Origin of the sequence: Flavobacterium sp. 9, assembly GCF_002754195.1 — a bacterium.
GTDB lineage: Bacteria > Bacteroidota > Bacteroidia > Flavobacteriales > Flavobacteriaceae > Flavobacterium.
Window position 1 is genome coordinate 3,367,905 of record NZ_PEEU01000001.1, and the last position, 15,742, is coordinate 3,383,646.

The following is a 15,742-nucleotide window of genomic DNA, read 5'->3' on the forward strand; positions in this document are numbered from 1 at the left end:
CCTACCGCCTAAAGCAACAAATATGAAATTAGCCGAAATATCCATAAAACGTCCGTCGTTAGTAATTGTATTGTTTACAATTCTAACACTTGGTGGATTGTTCAGCTACAGCCAGTTAGGTTATGAGCTGATCCCAAAATTTGAACAAAACGTTATTACAATTTCTACAGTTTATCCGGGAGCTTCTCCAAGTGAGGTAGAAAATACAGTAACCAAGAAAATTGAAGATGCGATTGCATCCTTAGAGAATGTTAAGAAAATTGACTCAAAATCATACGAGAGTTTATCTATCGTTTCGATTACATTAACATCAAATGCAAAAGTCGATTTCTCTCTGAATGATGCACAGCGTAAAATAAACGCGATAATTAGTGATTTGCCAGATGATGTTAAAACACCGGCATTGACCAAATTCTCGCTGAGTGATTTACCAATTATGACGCTTGGTGCCAACGGAAAAATGGATGAAGCAGCGTTTTATGACTTAATTGACAAAAAAATTGCTCCTATTTTATCTCGTGTACAAGGTGTTGCTCAGGTAAACATTATTGGTGGATCTGAACGTGAAATCCAGGTAAATCTTGATGCATTAAAAATGCAAGGTTACGGACTTTCTATTCCTCAGGTACAACAAAATATTTTGACTTCGAATTTAGATTTCCCAACAGGAAACATCCAGACTCGTAACCAAAAAATATTAATTCGTTTAGCGGGTAAATATAAAAGTGTTGAAGAATTAAGAAACCTTGTTGTTTCTTCTCAAAACGGAATTCAGGTTCGTTTAAGTGATATTGCAGATGTTCAGGATACTCAAAAAATTGCTGAAAAAATATCACGTGTAGATCAAAAAAGTGCGATCGTTTTGCAAATCGTAAAACAATCTGATGCAAATGCGGTTGCGGTAAGTGAGCAATTATTAAAAACAATTGCTACTCTTGAGAAAGATTATAAAGTAAATCAGCTAAAACTAGAAGTTGCAAAAGACAGTACAGTTTTTACTCTTGAAGCTGCAGATTCTGTAGTTCACGATTTATTAATTGCAGTAGTTCTGGTAGCTTTTGTAATGTTGTTCTTCTTACATAGTATTAGAAACTCGTTGATCGTAATGGTGTCTATTCCGGCATCTTTGATCGCTACCTTTATTGGCATTTATTTAATGGGATACACGTTAAACTTAATGAGTTTACTTGGATTATCTCTTGTTGTTGGTATTCTGGTCGATGATGCGATTGTGGTCCTCGAGAATATTTATCGACACATGGAAATGGGTAAAAGCCGAATTCGTGCTTCTTATGATGGAACAGCAGAAATTGGTGGAACTGTAACTTCGATTACATTAGTAATTGTGGTGGTATTCTTGCCTATTGCGATGAGTTCTGGATTGGTATCTAATATCATTACACAATTTTGTGTTACGGTAATTATTTCAACGATGTTATCGCTTTTAGCTTCATTTACAATTATCCCTTGGTTATCATCTCGTTATGGTAAATTAGAGCATATTGAAGGAAAGAATTTATTTGGAAGAATTATTCTTGGTTTCGAAAGTTATTTAACACGTTTTACAAACTGGGTTTCTGAATTATTGACTTGGTGTTTAGATCATTATGTTAAAACTATTTTAGTAGTTCTTGTATTGTTCTTTGGATCAACAATTGGATTAATGGGCGGTGGATTTATCGGAGGAGAGTTTTTCGCATCATCTGATAGTGGAGAGTTCTTAGTTCAAATCGAAATGCCAAAAGATGCTTCGTTAGAACAAACGAACTTCATGACTCAAAAAGCCGAAGCTTATTTAAAAGCTCAGGAATATGTTCACAGTCAAATTACAACGGTAGGACAAACCTCAGAAGGTTTTGGAGCATCGCAAGCAACAGCTTACAAAGCTGAGATTGACGTAAAAATGATTGAACAAAAAGATCGTACTGATGATGCTAACGTTTACGCAGCAAAAATCAAACGTAAATTAGAAAAAGTATTAGTTGGCGCAAAAGTAAAAACCGTTCCTGTAGGTATCTTAGGAACTGCTGAAGATGCAACTTTAGGATTAATTGTAACAGGTCCTTCAACAGAAAGTGCTATGGCATTTGCAAAATTAGCTGAAGCTGAATTACGCACAATTCCTGGAACAACAGAGATTAAATTAACAGTTGAAGACGGAAACCCTGAGATCAACGTTAAAGTAGATCGTGATAAAATGGCTGCTTTAGGATTAACGCTTCAAACAGTTGGTTTAACGATGCAAACTGCTTTTAGTGGAAACACAGATGGTAAATACAGAGCTGGAGAATACGAATATGATATCAACATTAGATACAATGCATTCGACAGAAAAAGTATTACAGACGTTAGTAACTTAATATTTGTGAACGCAGCAGGTCAACAAATTAAATTGTCTCAATTTGCTACAATTACAGAAGGTTCAGGACCTAGCCAATTAGAGCGTAGAGATAAATCTGCTTCGGTAACTGTAAAAGGACAAAACGTTGGGGTTCCTTCTGGAACAATCGTTCAACAATGGCAGGTTAAATTAGACAAGTTGAAAAAACCAGCTGGAGTAAACTACATTTGGGGTGGTGACCAAGAGAATCAATCTGAAGGATTTGGTACTTTAGGAATCGCTTTATTAGCCGCTATTATTTTGGTTTACCTTGTAATGGTTGGACTTTATGATAGTTTCGTTCACCCGTTTGTCGTATTGTTTGCTATTCCGCTTTCGTTTATTGGTGCGATGTTAGCATTAGCTTTGACTAATAACTCATTGAACATCTTTACTATCTTGGGTATCATCATGTTGATTGGTCTGGTGTGTAAGAATGCGATCATGCTTGTCGATTATACCAACCAAAGAAGAGCTGCCGGAGAATCAATCAGAACAGCATTAATTCAGGCAAATCACGCACGTTTACGTCCGATCTTGATGACAACAATTGCGATGGTATTTGGTATGTTCCCAATTGCATTAGCATCTGGAGCAGGAGCTGAATGGAAAAACGGATTGGCTTGGGTAATTATCGGAGGATTAATTTCTTCGTTATTCTTAACCTTGATTGTAGTTCCTGTAATTTATAATATCATGGAGAAAATAATTCATAAATTCTCTAAAGGAGAGAAAATCGATTACGAAGCTGAAATGGTTGCAGATTATGTGCACACCGAATTAAGTGAAGACGGTTTTAATCCTAAACATACCCATTAATTGATTTAATTTTAGATTGAAAAGTCCCAAATTCCGAAAGGAGTTTGGGATTTTTTTTGTGAATTATATTATAACGTCAGATTGGAATTTGGAATTTCTTTATTGGAATTTATAAGTATTACTTCAAATACAAACAATGATTATAATAATCGATGATTCCTTTGCCTTCAAGCAAAACATCAGCGCCAATGATACCGTGAACAGGTTTTGCCTTAAAAGATTCTAAAGCTTCATTTACGTGCGAAAGATCAAAAATCACGATCCCAAAATCCGTGTTTTTCCAACTTCCGAGTTGTAATTTATTATGTGCCGAAGTCTGCGTTTTCATGCCCGTTCCTCCAGCTCCGGAAGCTTTGGTTTTTGATTTTTTTGCTGTTAATTCAAAACGTTCAATACTTTCAAAACCAACGCAGGAATTTGATGCTCCCGTATCTAAGATGAAATTTCCTGAAATACCATTAATTTTAGCTTTTACTAAAAGGTGTTGTGTTTTGGTAACTTTGAATTTTATTTTTTTGTAATTCTCTTTTTTGAGAACCTCGTGAAGATTTTCCATTTTCGATAATGATTGAAAATCAAAAATAAACCAATTACAGTCAATAAACTAATGATGTAAAAGATATAATTTTCTGACTTTTCTTCTGTCGAAATAGAACCATAATACACAAACGAACTCCAGTAATAAGGAGATTTCTTAACATTTGGAATTGATTTGTCGTTCAGGAAATCAATTTTAGCATTTGAATTAGCTTCAAAATACGGAACATCATTTTTAATGTTTTTATAAAAATCAGCCATAAAAACCGATGTCGTATAATCGTTTACCTTCCATAAAGAAAACATTAAATTCTGAGCTCCGGCAAACTGAAAACCTCTTGCAACGCTCATTGCGCCCTCGGCTTTGTAGAGTTTTCCTATTCCGGTTTCACAGGCACTTAAAACCACTAAATCAGGATTAATATTCAGATTATATAATTCTGAATATAAGATTTCCTGATCATAAAATTTAATACTTGCCGGAGTTTCAATATCGCCGGACGAAGCATGTGTACTTAAATGTAAAATGGAATATTTACTTGCATTATTTTTAAAATTTGCAAAACTCGCCTCAGAATTTTCTAAATATTTTCCTTTGAAATTACTTCGAATCGATTCTAATTCTTTCTTCGAATAACTTAATTCAAAAGGTGTTTTTTCGAAAATAGGAAAAACTCCTAAAACTGTTTTTTTAGAATTTGAAATCGGTTTTGAATTCAGATAATTACTAGCAGAATTATTATAAGCAATTCTAAAATCATTCAATAAATAATGCATTTTAGCAAAATTAGTTGTGTTTAATTCATGTGTAATTAAAGCTTCAAAAGGCAGAAAATTCAAAATTCCGTCAGGAACAATGATGAGGTTATTATAAATTGCGTTTTGAGGTAATTTTAATAAATCGTAGACATTTTTTCCATAATGATTATAGCCTGAAATATCATTTGTAATGGCATCGGCATTATTAAAATAATCTATGAAATGTACAATACTATAAATTTTTCCATCTCCAATAGGAACACGATCTAATAAAATTCGGTTATTCTGTAAAATGAAATAATAAAGATTTTCAGAACCCATAAAATAGTAGAGCAATATTGCTTTATCTTTTTCCAGTTTTGATAAAAGTGCTTTTATGTCACAATTTTCAGGAATATAATTGGAACTTTCAGTTTGGATTTTCTTTAGCGAAAGCATCAATTCGTTTTGTTTTTTTATCGTCGAATTAATATTAGAAATATTAGCCAAATCTCCTTTTTGCTGTTCTTTAAGAATGTTATTATTTAAAGTTTGAAGTTCCTGCAAAAGTTGTTTTTCTTCGGAAGAAGCATTTTTAATATTCGAACGATAACCTTTTAAAATACCTGATTTTGTTCTTTCAGATAATTGAAAGGCTTTTTCGAGATATTCAGTTTTATTTTCTTTTCTATATAATTCATCATAAATAGAAATGCATTTTTCGGTACGATTTCGCGCTCTGATTTGTGTAATTATTTTTGAGTTTTCGTAAACCAAAACATTCATCAACAAATCTTCAATGTCAAAAGAAAGCCTAAAAGCTTCAAGCGATTTTTTGAATTGATTTTGTTTTGCGAAAATTTCTGCCTGTAAATCGAGAACATCAATTAAAACCGTTTCGGCATACAATTGATTTTGATTTGGAAGAATGTTTTTCGAATTGTAATTCGGAATCAGAATCTTAAAAATAGCCTGAATTTGTTTTTGACTTTCATCGTATTTTTCTTCATCAAAAAGCAAAAGCGCTTTTTCATAATATAGTTTTGCGAGTTTTCTAGGTTGACGATTTTTTGTTTCTAAAAATAACTTTTCAGCTTTTTCTAAATAAGAAGATGCAATTTCGAAGTTTTGTCTTTGACGATTTAGAAGCGAAAGATTTCGATAAGAATTAGATAAAGTTTCGGATTGTTGCTTTTCATTTTTCAAATATTCAACAGCCAATTCAAATGATTTTTGGGTTTTTTGATGCGTTTCAGGTCTCATTAAATTCCCAGCTGAACTTAATAAGTAACTATTCCCCAAATTATTCAATAAAATTCCTTTCTGAGAATTCGATAATTTCTCTGTTTTTAAAGTGCTTTCCAGTAATTCAATTGCCAAAGAAATTTTGCCGGAACTCTGATAAGCATTCGATAAATTAAGAATCGCAGCAAACTTTTGTTTTGCAGCGTCAGGATAATTTTTAGAAGTATTTACAATGAAAAAGTATTGTTTTATAGTGTTTTCGGCGCTGTCATAATCTCCCAAAACCGTATATAAATTGCCCAAGGGTTTTAGGCAATATTCGATTATATCATAATTACTGAGTTTGTTTTTCTGATAGATTTGCCAGGCTTTCTCATAACTCGAAATCGCTTTTTCGGTTTGCCCGAATTGGTTTTCATAATATGCTTTATTGCAATTTAAAACTACAATTGCCAATAATTCATCTTTAGTTTTTGGTCTTGAACTCTTCCAAAAATCTGTTTCAATAGTATTCAGATTTTCTATGGCTTTCGCCGAAGGATTCGCCACAAAAGTATCAACTGCATTATATATTTTATCTTCCTGATTCTGCGCTGACAGATTCAGACTAAAAAAAAGAAAAATTAAACCATATAAGTTATATAAGTTCATATTATGTTGGTACTCATAATTTTAAAGTTAAGGCATAAAGTACATATTATATTGATATGAATTTGTCCGTCTGAGCGAAGTCGAAGACCTTTTTGTTATAATAAGACAAAGTAGATAATATGAACTTACATAACTTATATGGTGAAAAAAATATGGTAAAAAAACTAAAACTTCCAGATTCCATAAAACTGAAAATAGTTAAAATTCTGTTCGAAGTTAATTACATATCGCGCGCCTAAACTTGGACCAATTCGGGCAAAACCAGCTGTTAAATCAAATAAAAGCCCAGTTTTTAAATTATCAAATCCACTTTTTACGGAGTTTGATTCCGTTTTTGTGTCAATTACAATTTTATCGGTTCCACCTTCGAAACTTTCAATCTTCTTATTCATAATTTGTTCCGATGAAATATTAAAATTCGCCTGAATTCCTGCGCCAATTCCAATATAAGTATTAATGTTATATCGCAATAAAACCGGAACTTCCCAATTTACATTTTTGTTTTCTGTTGTCGTTGTCGTGCGCTGAAATTGCTTTACACCATTTGGATTTACCACCGTTTGATCGACTACGGTTGTACCACTTTCATATTTATTTAAAGCATTTATCCATTCGGCTTGCCAATAAAAACGATACGATTTAAATGGCGAAATCGTTGCACCAACAAAATAACTCGTCGATTTTTCAAGATCTGGATAAACATTATAACCCGCTTTTGCACCAATCGAAATTCCGGGTAAGAATCGGGTAGTGGCATAATTGGTAATTATAGGTTCGTTTTTGTCAAAAATAATAGCGGTGCGGCTTCGGGTTTTTACTTTATGAAAATCTTCATTGAACTTCATCGAGTATTTGACAAAACCTTTTGTACTGTCTTTTTCGTGTACGTTTTTTTGCTCGCTTCCGGGTAAATAAATATTTTTAAAGGTAAAGAAAATCTGTTTTTGTTTGATAATTGTATCAAGACAACTTACGGTTGGTTCTTCGCCTTTTGGACAAATAGGACATTTGGGATACATATCTTCGACCTGAAATGTTTTCTTGTCAAACATATCCGGAATATCAGTTTCAAGTCTGATCATTCTTGCGGGACCTTCTCCATTGTTTTGAAAACGGGTTTTGAAATTTACACGTTTAAAACGTACTAATCTGTAATTGATAAAACTTCCGTTTGAGCCCATTTTATTAGGATCGTGAGAAGTTACGATTTCCATTTCGAGATTTTTTATTTTATGGTTTTTATAACTTCTGTTTGGAACAAAAATTCCGCGCATTGTAACCGTGGCGCTTGTATCTTTGATCATTTCCGGAGTAGTTTTAAAAGTATAAAATACATTACGGGTTTCGCCCGGATTTGCATCGTCAAATTCTAAAACCGAAACATTATGATAGGTTTTATTGGCGTCTAATAACGATGCGTTAAGATCTTCTTCGGTAGTTGTGTTTCTATATTTTTTGGCTTTGAAAGTGTTTTCGGCTGAAGCCAAATATCGATTAGAATCCTCCAAATCATTAACCGAAGCAACGGTATTTTCTTTTACTTCGCGTTCGTTTGCATACGTTCTGAAATCGACTAATTCGAAATTATTGCTTTTGAATTGTTTCTCATTATAGAATAAATATAGTTTTCCGCTTGCGACATAATTCTCCATATTTTGATAACCTACTACGACTACCATTTCCTGATCCGGAATGGGATCGCAGTTTTTTAAGATCGCAAATCCGTTTTGGTCTGCGATTGAAGCAATGTCTTTATAATTAGTATCGGTAATGTCGTTTATGGCTACTTTTTTTGGTCGTGTTGCAGGAGGTTTTCCGTTGTCGTAATTGTTGGTTACGGCAAGTCTTGTGGTATAAGTTCCTTTGTTTTTGTAGACATGTTTCGGTTCAGCTTCCTTGCTGTAATGTCCATCGCCAAGTTCCCATAAATAAGAATAACTTGGTTTTGGAGCGCCCGCAATTGGTATTAATGGCGGAGTTTCCGGTTTGTAAGTAACGGTGTTTCCGTTTTGGATTAAACCAATATTGGCTCTTCGGGTTATGGTGTCTTTTACTTTGGTTTGTCCTATGGAGAGAATAGAAAATAGAAGAAAGAAGATAGATGATAGTGGTTTCATAACTAGTGGTTTTTTAGCCCTGATAGTAGTGGAAATCCTTTTGTGTCCGCCGCGGCAGACATAAAAGATTGCAACGTCCCGAAGCTTCGGGAGCAGGATTAGCTTCTTAAAATCATCAGAATTAAATTTTAAAACTGGATTAAATGTAAAAAAAAGTGATGAGCAAATCACCACTTTTTCTTAAAAGTATTTTGTAAGTTACTGAATAGCATTGATTGCAGCTACCAGTTGAGCTTCTGTGCCGACTGTTGTTTCGGCTAAAGTAAAGGTGTAAACATCGTTGGCAGCAACGGTTACAGCTTTGATCGCATAGCGCCATTGTCCATTATCTTCGGTAACGAAAATCACGTGACAAGCTAAACCAATTGGGATTTGACCGTAGTGTTCGCTGAATAATCCAGCAGGCGTGTAAGTGTCCAGTTTAGCAAGTGCATTTGTTCCTTCGCCATCGTATGATAAGTAAATCGCGCTATTGTTGTTGTCGTAACCATCAGGAGCATCAGCAAGAATGGTTGTTTTAGGTCTTGGATCGCTATAAAAACGGTCTACGTTTGTCCATCCAAAGTTTCCAAAAGTCACATAATAATTCGTTCCTTCACCTTGAACTCCGCCTTTTCCGCCATCAGTTCCGTCAGCATTTGGCTTATTGGCATCTCTCCAGGCTAATTCTCCTTTGTCATCAATTACGCCTTTCCATAAAGTCATTGTATTGTCGACACCATCTGTTAAAGCTGCCGGAACGACCATTGTCATGTAGCAAGAAGTTTTAAGTTCAACGCCGCCTTGTGTAGCTTTGATGAAGAATTCTCCGCCAGAAATCAATAAGTTTTTCTTTCCGTCAGGCATGATTCCCATTGTTGGTTTGTTGGTAATTAACATGTTTCCTTTGTCAAAAAGTTCGATGTATTCGATATCAACTGCTCCGGTTACAGCAACTCCGTTTTTGGTCAAACAATCTCCGGGAATGTTTAGTTTAACTCCTTTTGCAGATGTTATGGTTACAACACCAGTTCCTGCTGTAATGGTAAAGTTTTGCGTGTTTTTCTTAATTCCTTTTTCGTTAATGCTTTTAAAAGCAGCTCCGGTTGGAGGCAAAATAAGATTGTTGTTATCGCCATCGCTATTGTCACAACTCGCAAATGTGATTACTAATAAAAATAAAACTCCTAATTTTTTGAAATTTGTGTTCATGATTTCTAGTTTTTATAAATCTGTCCTGATTAGTATCAGGCGGTTTTTCAGATTTGGTTGTTAATTATCATTTTATATTCTTATATCAATTTGGGTTTGATATTGTTACCCTTGTTTTGAAAATATTTTTTAATGTTCTTTTATACAGCTATATCAACACGCTTATAAAATTGTTACCCCTGTTTTTTATTTTTTTTAATTTATTGGGAAAGGCATTTGTCTTCAAACAAGTTTCCGTCTTCGTCTACGGCAACGAGAATGTTTTTCTTCTGCGAAAGCGTAACAATCAAATACAACCAAACAATTGCCCAAAGTCCAAAAGAGATACAGGTAAGAAAGAGATGAAGCGAATGGTTAATGTTCTTTTTTTCTTTGGATAAAACCACATACGGTAATTTTTCGTTGTGTTCGATAATTACAAAACCATTTCGTTTTTTGGCAGCAATCATTTCGTTAAACTGATCTAAAGTCTTTTCGTTTGTAAATTGATACGTTTCCATTTTTCTTAATTTTTGAATTGATTTTTTGCCACAAATTGCACGAATGAGCAAGAATTTTAAATTAGATAATCTGTAAAAATCCGTTTGATCGGTCTGATCAGTGTGCTGTTTTCTTCCAACAAATAATCTGGCAAAAGCATATTGTTACGTTATATCAACTTGACTTTATAATTGTTACCCTTTTGAATGAAATTTATTTCAGATTCTTTTTCTTAAATTAGCTAACAAAAAGTTTTTTTATGAGTCAAAATAAAATTCATCCTGATCAAATGTATATTGAAGGACTTGCTGCAAATGACTCGGCAATCATTCAGACGATTTACAAAAAGTTCGTTCCTAAGGTCGTTATGTTCATTATGAATAATTCCGGCGATAAAGAACATGCGCAGGATGTGGTTCAGGAAGTCATGATTTTACTTTTTAATCAGGCCAAAGCCAATACACTTCAATTGACTTGTCCGTTTGATGCTTACTTTTTTTTATTGTGTAAAAGAAAATGGCTTAACGAACTCAAAAAAACTTCGAATAAAGGGGTAACAATTAATGAAGATGCAGTATCTATGAATGAATCTGCACTGGAATTAATTGGGCAAACGGAAGAATTTGACGAAAAACAACAGCTTTTTGACACCATGTTCCAGAAACTGGGTGATAAGTGTCAGGAATTGTTGAAGTTAAGTTTTACCATAAAATCAATGGAAGAAGTTGCCGAGAAACTAAACGTAACTTATGGATATGTCCGCAAGAAAAAATCGTTGTGCGTTGGTCAATTAACTCAGTGGATTCAGGAAGCCAAAAAATTTAAATCTCTAAAAAATAATTAGTCATGAACGAAGAGCGCTACATATTATTCGATCAATATCTTCAAGGCGAACTGACGATTGATGAAAGAAATAAGTTTGAAAATCAATTGTCTCAAGATCCCGGAATGGCTTCGGAATTTGAGATTTTTAAAAATCTTCATACTCAATTAGAAAATAAATTCGAACATGAAGAAGAAAGAGAAGCGTTTAAAGCAAATTTAAAAACGATTTCAGACAAACATTTCAATACCAGTAAACCAAAAGTTATAGGATTAAATGCCTGGTATTTTGCGGCCGCAGCTTCTGTGGTGATTCTATTTGGATTGTTCTTTTTTAATTACAACCAGAATCCGGCTTTTGAAGATTATAATCATCCTGAACAAGCTTCATTTACAGAAAGAGGAGAAGCAAAAGAAACTTTGAAACAAGCCGAAACAGCTTTTAACGAAAGAAAATATTCAGAAGCAATTCCGCTTTTTGAAACTATTTTAAAAGAAAACAAAACACCTGAAATTCAATATTTTTATGGCGTTTCTTTATTAGAAGAAAGTCATTATAAACAAGCTGAATTAGTTTTTAACGAATTAATAGCCGGAACTTCTGTCTATAAAGAAAAAGCAAAATGGAATCTGGCTTTATCCAAATTAAAACAAAAAGACTACAAAGGCTGCAAAGAAATCTTGCAGACAATCTCTGAGGATTATGAAAATTACGACGACGTTCAGAATCTTCTGGAAGACTTAGATTAAGATTTTATAAGAAACAAAGACTTTTATACATATTCAAACCCGACAGGTTTTTAAAACCTGTCGGGTTTATCGTTTGATAACAAACAGGAACACAAAATAAAAAATCAGTTTAAATCCGCGTTTTCACGAAGTGAATCCGCGTCATCCGCGTGCCATTAACCGCAACAAATTGCTTTTACGTAAAACCGTAATCAAATTTAGATTTTTAGTTCTAAATTCGATTTTAATTTTATAAAAACTAATCAAAATCAACCTACAATTCTAACTTTTATTGAATGAAAAAAATAACCCTCTTTTTTCTTTTAGTTCTTACTCAAATTACTTTTGGTCAAGCCAAAATTACAGAAACCGAAAAACTTGTGGCAACTTGCAAAGTTTGGGGATTCTTAAAATATTACCATCCAAAAGTAGCAAAAGGCGATTTGAATTGGGATAAACAGCTTCTTGATGTTTTGCCTAAAATTGAAAAAGTACAAACCCAAAAAGAATTTTCATTAATTCTCGAAAAATGGATTGATGATCTTGGACCAATAAAAGAAATAGCACCAATTGTGGTACCAAAAGATGTTGAATATTTTGATAAAAATTTCGATTTAAGTTGGTTTAATGATAAGTTGTTTTCTAAGAAACTTTCTAAGAAATTGAAATTTATAGAAAAGAATAGATTTCAAGGCGAGCAATTTTATGTTTATGCCGCAGAAGGTGCTGGGAATATTGGCTTGCAAAATGAAAGTTTTGCGCATCCTGACTTTAAGAATAAGGATTCAAAACTTCGAATGATATTTATGTATTGGAATCTGGTAGAATATTTTTTTCCGGATAAATATTTAATGGATCAGAAATGGGATATCACTTTAGAAAAAATCTTACCGCTTGTAATTAAAGCAGATAATCAAGATGATTTTTATCTGGCAATGAGAAAACTGGTGTCAAGAATTGATGACAGTCATACAGAGTTTTATACCTATTCGTCTGCGACAACTCCAAAAATAAGAAATTATTTTCCCGCAAAGGGAAAGATAATTGATGAGAAACTGGTAATTACAGAAATTCTAGCCGATAGTCTTGCTCAGGCTGATAATATAAAAGCGGGGACTATAATTACTAAAATAAATGATAAAACAATAAGAGAGATTATCGCAGAGAACAGAGATTTGATTTGTGCCTCAAACGAACCTAAATATTTAGATAAACTGGTGGAGAAAATTTTAAGAAGCTATACTGCAGATTTAGTAAAAGTAGAGTTTTTTGAAAATGACAAGTATGTTACAAAAGCAATGACTTGGTATGATTATCATGATTCTCACAGAAACGAATTTAAAAAAGGAGCCAGAAAAAAGAAGGAAAAATTTAAGATCTTGGATAATAATGTTGGTTATGTTGATATGGGAATTATTGCCATTAAAAACATTCCTGATATGATTGAAGCATTAAAAAATACGAAAGCGATTGTTTTTGATATGAGAAATTATCCGAAAGGGACTTTTGAGCCAATAGGGAATTTTTTAAACTCGCAAGAAAAGAAATTTGCCATTTATACACTTCCTGATTTAAGCTATCCGGGAAGATGTACATGGAGTAGCGGAGCTTCAATTGGTTTTGATAATAAGGATTATTATAAAGGAAAAGTGATTCTTTTGCTGAATGAAAAAACTCAAAGTCAGGCAGAATGGACTGCGATGTGTTTTCAAACTTCCGGACACGCTACAATTATTGGAAGCCAAACTTCTGGCGCAGATGGAAATGTTTCAATATTCGATTTTGAGGGATTTAATACACAGTTTTCAGGAATTGGAGTTTTTTATCCGGATAAACGCGAAACACAAAGAATAGGAATCGTTCTGGATATCGAAGTAAAACCAACCATAAAAGGAATTCAGGAAGGAAAAGATGAAGTTCTGGATCGCGCTTTAATGTTTATTGAAACTGGAGTTTAAAGATTTAATCCGTGTGCTATTTACCACAATAAATTGCTTTTACGTAAAGCCGTAATCTAATTTCAATTTTTAGTTTTAATTTCGATTTTTATATTATACCAAGAACAAACCAAAACCATTAATAATTTTATCCTTTTGTTGAATGCAAAAAATTATTTTATTTCTTTTAATTATCTTTTCACAAATCATCTTTGGCCAAGCTAAAATTACAGAAAATGAAAAATTTGCTGCTACTTGTAAAGTTTGGGGTTTTCTGAAGTATTACCATCCAAAAGTTGCCAATGGAGAAGTAAATTGGGATAAGCAGCTTTTAGAAAAATTACCTAAAATAGAAAAAGCGCAAACCAAAGAAGAGTTTTCATTAGTTCTGGAAAACTGGATCGATGATCTTGGACCCATAAAAGAAATCGCGCCAATTGCAACGCCAAAAAATGTTGAGTTTTTTGATAAAAACTTCGATTTAAGCTGGTTTAATAATAAGTTGTTTTCTAAGAAACTTTCTAAAAAATTGAAATTTATAGAAAACAATAGATTTCAAACTACTGAAGAATTCGGACCTGGTTTTGATGCAATGAAAAATGTAAAAAACTATTTTGATCTTGATTATACTAATAAAGATTCCAGATTGCTAATGCTTTATGCATATTGGAATTTAATAGAATATTATTTTCCGTATAAATATGTAATGGATCAAAAATGGGATTTGAGTTTAGAGCAGGCCTTGCCAAGTATTGTTGATGCTAAAAGTGAAATTGATTTTTATATTGCAATAAAAAAGTTAGCGGTTAAAATTAATGACAGCCATACCGAAACTCAAATATATAGTATTTCATCTTTGAGCCGCCGATTCAATTATTTTCCGGCCACAGGTAAAATTATTGATGAGAAATTGGTTGTTACAGAAATTTTAGGCGATAGTTTAGCTGAGGCAAGTAACATAAAAATTGGAGATGTAATTACCAAAATAAATGGTAAAACAATAAAAGAACTAATTCAGGAAAATCGAGATTTAATCTGCGCTTCAAATGAACCTAAGTTTTTAGATAAAGTGGTCAGTCCAATTTTAAAAAGCAATTCTGAAAATGTTACAGTTGAGTTTTTAAAAGACGGAAAATACGAAACAAAATCAATGTTCTGGGCTGATTATCATGATTCTCATAGAAATGAATTTAAAAAAGGAGCCATCAAAAAGAAGGAAAAGTTTAAACTTCTGGATAATAATATTGGCTATGTTAACATGGGTGAAATAAAACCCAGACATATTCCTGATATGATTCAAGCTTTGAAATCTACAAAGGCGATTGTTTTTGATATGCGAAATTATCCAAATGGAACGTATGAAGATATTGCTAAATTTTTAAACTCCCAGGAAAAAACATTTGCAATTTATACCTATCCTTATCCAAATTATCCGGGAAGATATATTTGGACAGAAGGATCAACTTGTGGTACTGAAAATAAAGACAATTATAAAGGAAAAGTAATCGTTTTGCTTAACGAAGATTCTTTAAGCCAGTCAGAATGGACCGCTATGTGTTTTCAAACGGCAGGAAATACCACAATAATAGGAAGTCAAACGGCTGGAGCAGATGGAAATGCAATGGATCTTGATTTTAAAGGATTTCATACCAGATATACAGGAATTGGAGTTTATTATCCTGATAAACGTGAAACCCAAAGAATAGGAATTGTTCCTGATATCGAAGTTAAACCAACAATAAAAGGAATTCAAGAAGGAAAAGACGAGGTTTTAGATCGTGCTATGCAATTTATTCAAGAAGGAGTTTAGTATTAGCATTTAGTTAAATGGCACACGGATGATGTGTATTCACTTTGTGAAAGCGCAGATTTGTACGGATTTTTTTTGGGGGATAAAACCCGTGCGCAAACATGTGCCCAAACCTTTGTCAAAGTTTTAAACTTTGACAAAGGTTTTTTAGTATTAGAGAATCACGTTACGGGACTTCGCATATGTTCAATTTGACAAAAACACAACACAATCAAAAACACAACGCAAAATAAAAAATCAGTTTAAATCTGCGTTTTCACAAAGTGAATCCGTTAAATCTGTGTCC

General features: G+C 33.2%; 10 protein-coding genes. 5 read left to right on the forward strand and 5 right to left on the reverse strand.

From position 1 onward, the window contains the following. The first annotated feature begins 22 nt into the window (after positions 1 to 22). A complete protein-coding gene (locus tag CLU81_RS13855) occupies positions 23 to 3,199 on the forward strand; it encodes an efflux RND transporter permease subunit (RefSeq protein ID WP_099710348.1) in 3,177 nt (1,058 codons plus the stop codon). A gap of 118 nt (positions 3,200 to 3,317) precedes the next feature. Here the strand turns inward: CLU81_RS13855 and CLU81_RS13860 are convergent, their stop codons facing one another. The 5 genes from CLU81_RS13860 to CLU81_RS13880 all read right to left on the reverse strand — a co-directional run bounded on the left by CLU81_RS13860 (position 3,318) and on the right by CLU81_RS13880 (position 10,178). Further along, positions 3,318 to 3,755 carry a retropepsin-like aspartic protease gene (locus tag CLU81_RS13860; protein WP_099710349.1) on the reverse strand — a complete coding sequence of 146 codons (438 nt, stop codon included), beginning with the start codon at positions 3,753 to 3,755 and terminating at the stop codon, positions 3,318 to 3,320. Then, on the reverse strand, positions 3,707 to 6,370 hold the full coding sequence (locus tag CLU81_RS13865) for a CHAT domain-containing protein (protein ID WP_099710350.1): 2,664 nt from the start codon (positions 6,368 to 6,370) through the stop codon (positions 3,707 to 3,709). The genes CLU81_RS13860 and CLU81_RS13865 overlap by 49 nt, the downstream gene beginning before the upstream one ends. A gap of 164 nt (positions 6,371 to 6,534) precedes the next feature. Beyond that, complete coding sequence (locus CLU81_RS13870) at positions 6,535 to 8,487, reverse strand: PKD domain-containing protein (RefSeq protein WP_099710351.1); 1,953 nt, start codon at positions 8,485 to 8,487, stop codon at positions 6,535 to 6,537. Positions 8,488 to 8,685: 198 nt separating this feature from the next. Next, positions 8,686 to 9,678, reverse strand: coding sequence for a hypothetical protein (locus CLU81_RS13875; protein WP_099710352.1), 993 nt, complete (start codon positions 9,676 to 9,678; stop codon positions 8,686 to 8,688). Between the two features lie 200 nt (positions 9,679 to 9,878). Further along, positions 9,879 to 10,178, reverse strand: coding sequence for a hypothetical protein (locus tag CLU81_RS13880; RefSeq protein WP_099710353.1), 300 nt, complete (start codon positions 10,176 to 10,178; stop codon positions 9,879 to 9,881). Between the two features lie 239 nt (positions 10,179 to 10,417). Here CLU81_RS13880 and CLU81_RS13885 point away from each other — a divergent pair, with 239 nt between their 5' ends. The 4 genes from CLU81_RS13885 to CLU81_RS13900 all read left to right on the forward strand — a co-directional run bounded on the left by CLU81_RS13885 (position 10,418) and on the right by CLU81_RS13900 (position 15,456). Beyond that, complete coding sequence (locus CLU81_RS13885; protein ID WP_099710354.1) at positions 10,418 to 11,002, forward strand: RNA polymerase sigma factor; 585 nt, start codon at positions 10,418 to 10,420, stop codon at positions 11,000 to 11,002. A 2-nt stretch (positions 11,003 to 11,004) separates the two neighbouring features. Continuing rightward, on the forward strand, positions 11,005 to 11,730 hold the full coding sequence (locus CLU81_RS13890) for a tetratricopeptide repeat protein (RefSeq protein ID WP_099710355.1): 726 nt from the start codon (positions 11,005 to 11,007) through the stop codon (positions 11,728 to 11,730). Between the two features lie 275 nt (positions 11,731 to 12,005). Further along, the gene (locus tag CLU81_RS13895; RefSeq protein ID WP_099710356.1) at positions 12,006 to 13,667 is read left to right on the forward strand and encodes a S41 family peptidase; all 1,662 of its coding nucleotides are present in this window, start codon (positions 12,006 to 12,008) and stop codon (positions 13,665 to 13,667) included. Positions 13,668 to 13,809: 142 nt separating this feature from the next. After that, positions 13,810 to 15,456 carry a S41 family peptidase gene (locus CLU81_RS13900; protein WP_099710357.1) on the forward strand — a complete coding sequence of 549 codons (1,647 nt, stop codon included), beginning with the start codon at positions 13,810 to 13,812 and terminating at the stop codon, positions 15,454 to 15,456. The last annotated feature ends 286 nt before the right edge of the window (positions 15,457 to 15,742 follow it).

Bases quoted from the DNA above. Each gene is read 5' to 3' on its own strand.
- CLU81_RS13895 (WP_099710356.1), top strand. From the start codon at position 12,006: ATGAAAAAAATAACCCTCTTTTTTCTTTTAGTTCTTACTCAAATTACT.
- CLU81_RS13855 (WP_099710348.1), top strand. From the start codon at position 23: ATGAAATTAGCCGAAATATCCATAAAACGTCCGTCGTTAGTAATTGTA.
- CLU81_RS13865 (WP_099710350.1), bottom strand. From the start codon at position 6,370: ATGAACTTATATAACTTATATGGTTTAATTTTTCTTTTTTTTAGTCTG.
- CLU81_RS13875 (WP_099710352.1), bottom strand. From the start codon at position 9,678: ATGAACACAAATTTCAAAAAATTAGGAGTTTTATTTTTATTAGTAATC.
- CLU81_RS13885 (WP_099710354.1), top strand. From the start codon at position 10,418: ATGAGTCAAAATAAAATTCATCCTGATCAAATGTATATTGAAGGACTT.
- CLU81_RS13870 (WP_099710351.1), bottom strand. From the start codon at position 8,487: ATGAAACCACTATCATCTATCTTCTTTCTTCTATTTTCTATTCTCTCC.
- CLU81_RS13890 (WP_099710355.1), top strand. From the start codon at position 11,005: ATGAACGAAGAGCGCTACATATTATTCGATCAATATCTTCAAGGCGAA.
- CLU81_RS13860 (WP_099710349.1), bottom strand. From the start codon at position 3,755: ATGGAAAATCTTCACGAGGTTCTCAAAAAAGAGAATTACAAAAAAATA.
- CLU81_RS13880 (WP_099710353.1), bottom strand. From the start codon at position 10,178: ATGGAAACGTATCAATTTACAAACGAAAAGACTTTAGATCAGTTTAAC.
- CLU81_RS13900 (WP_099710357.1), top strand. From the start codon at position 13,810: ATGCAAAAAATTATTTTATTTCTTTTAATTATCTTTTCACAAATCATC.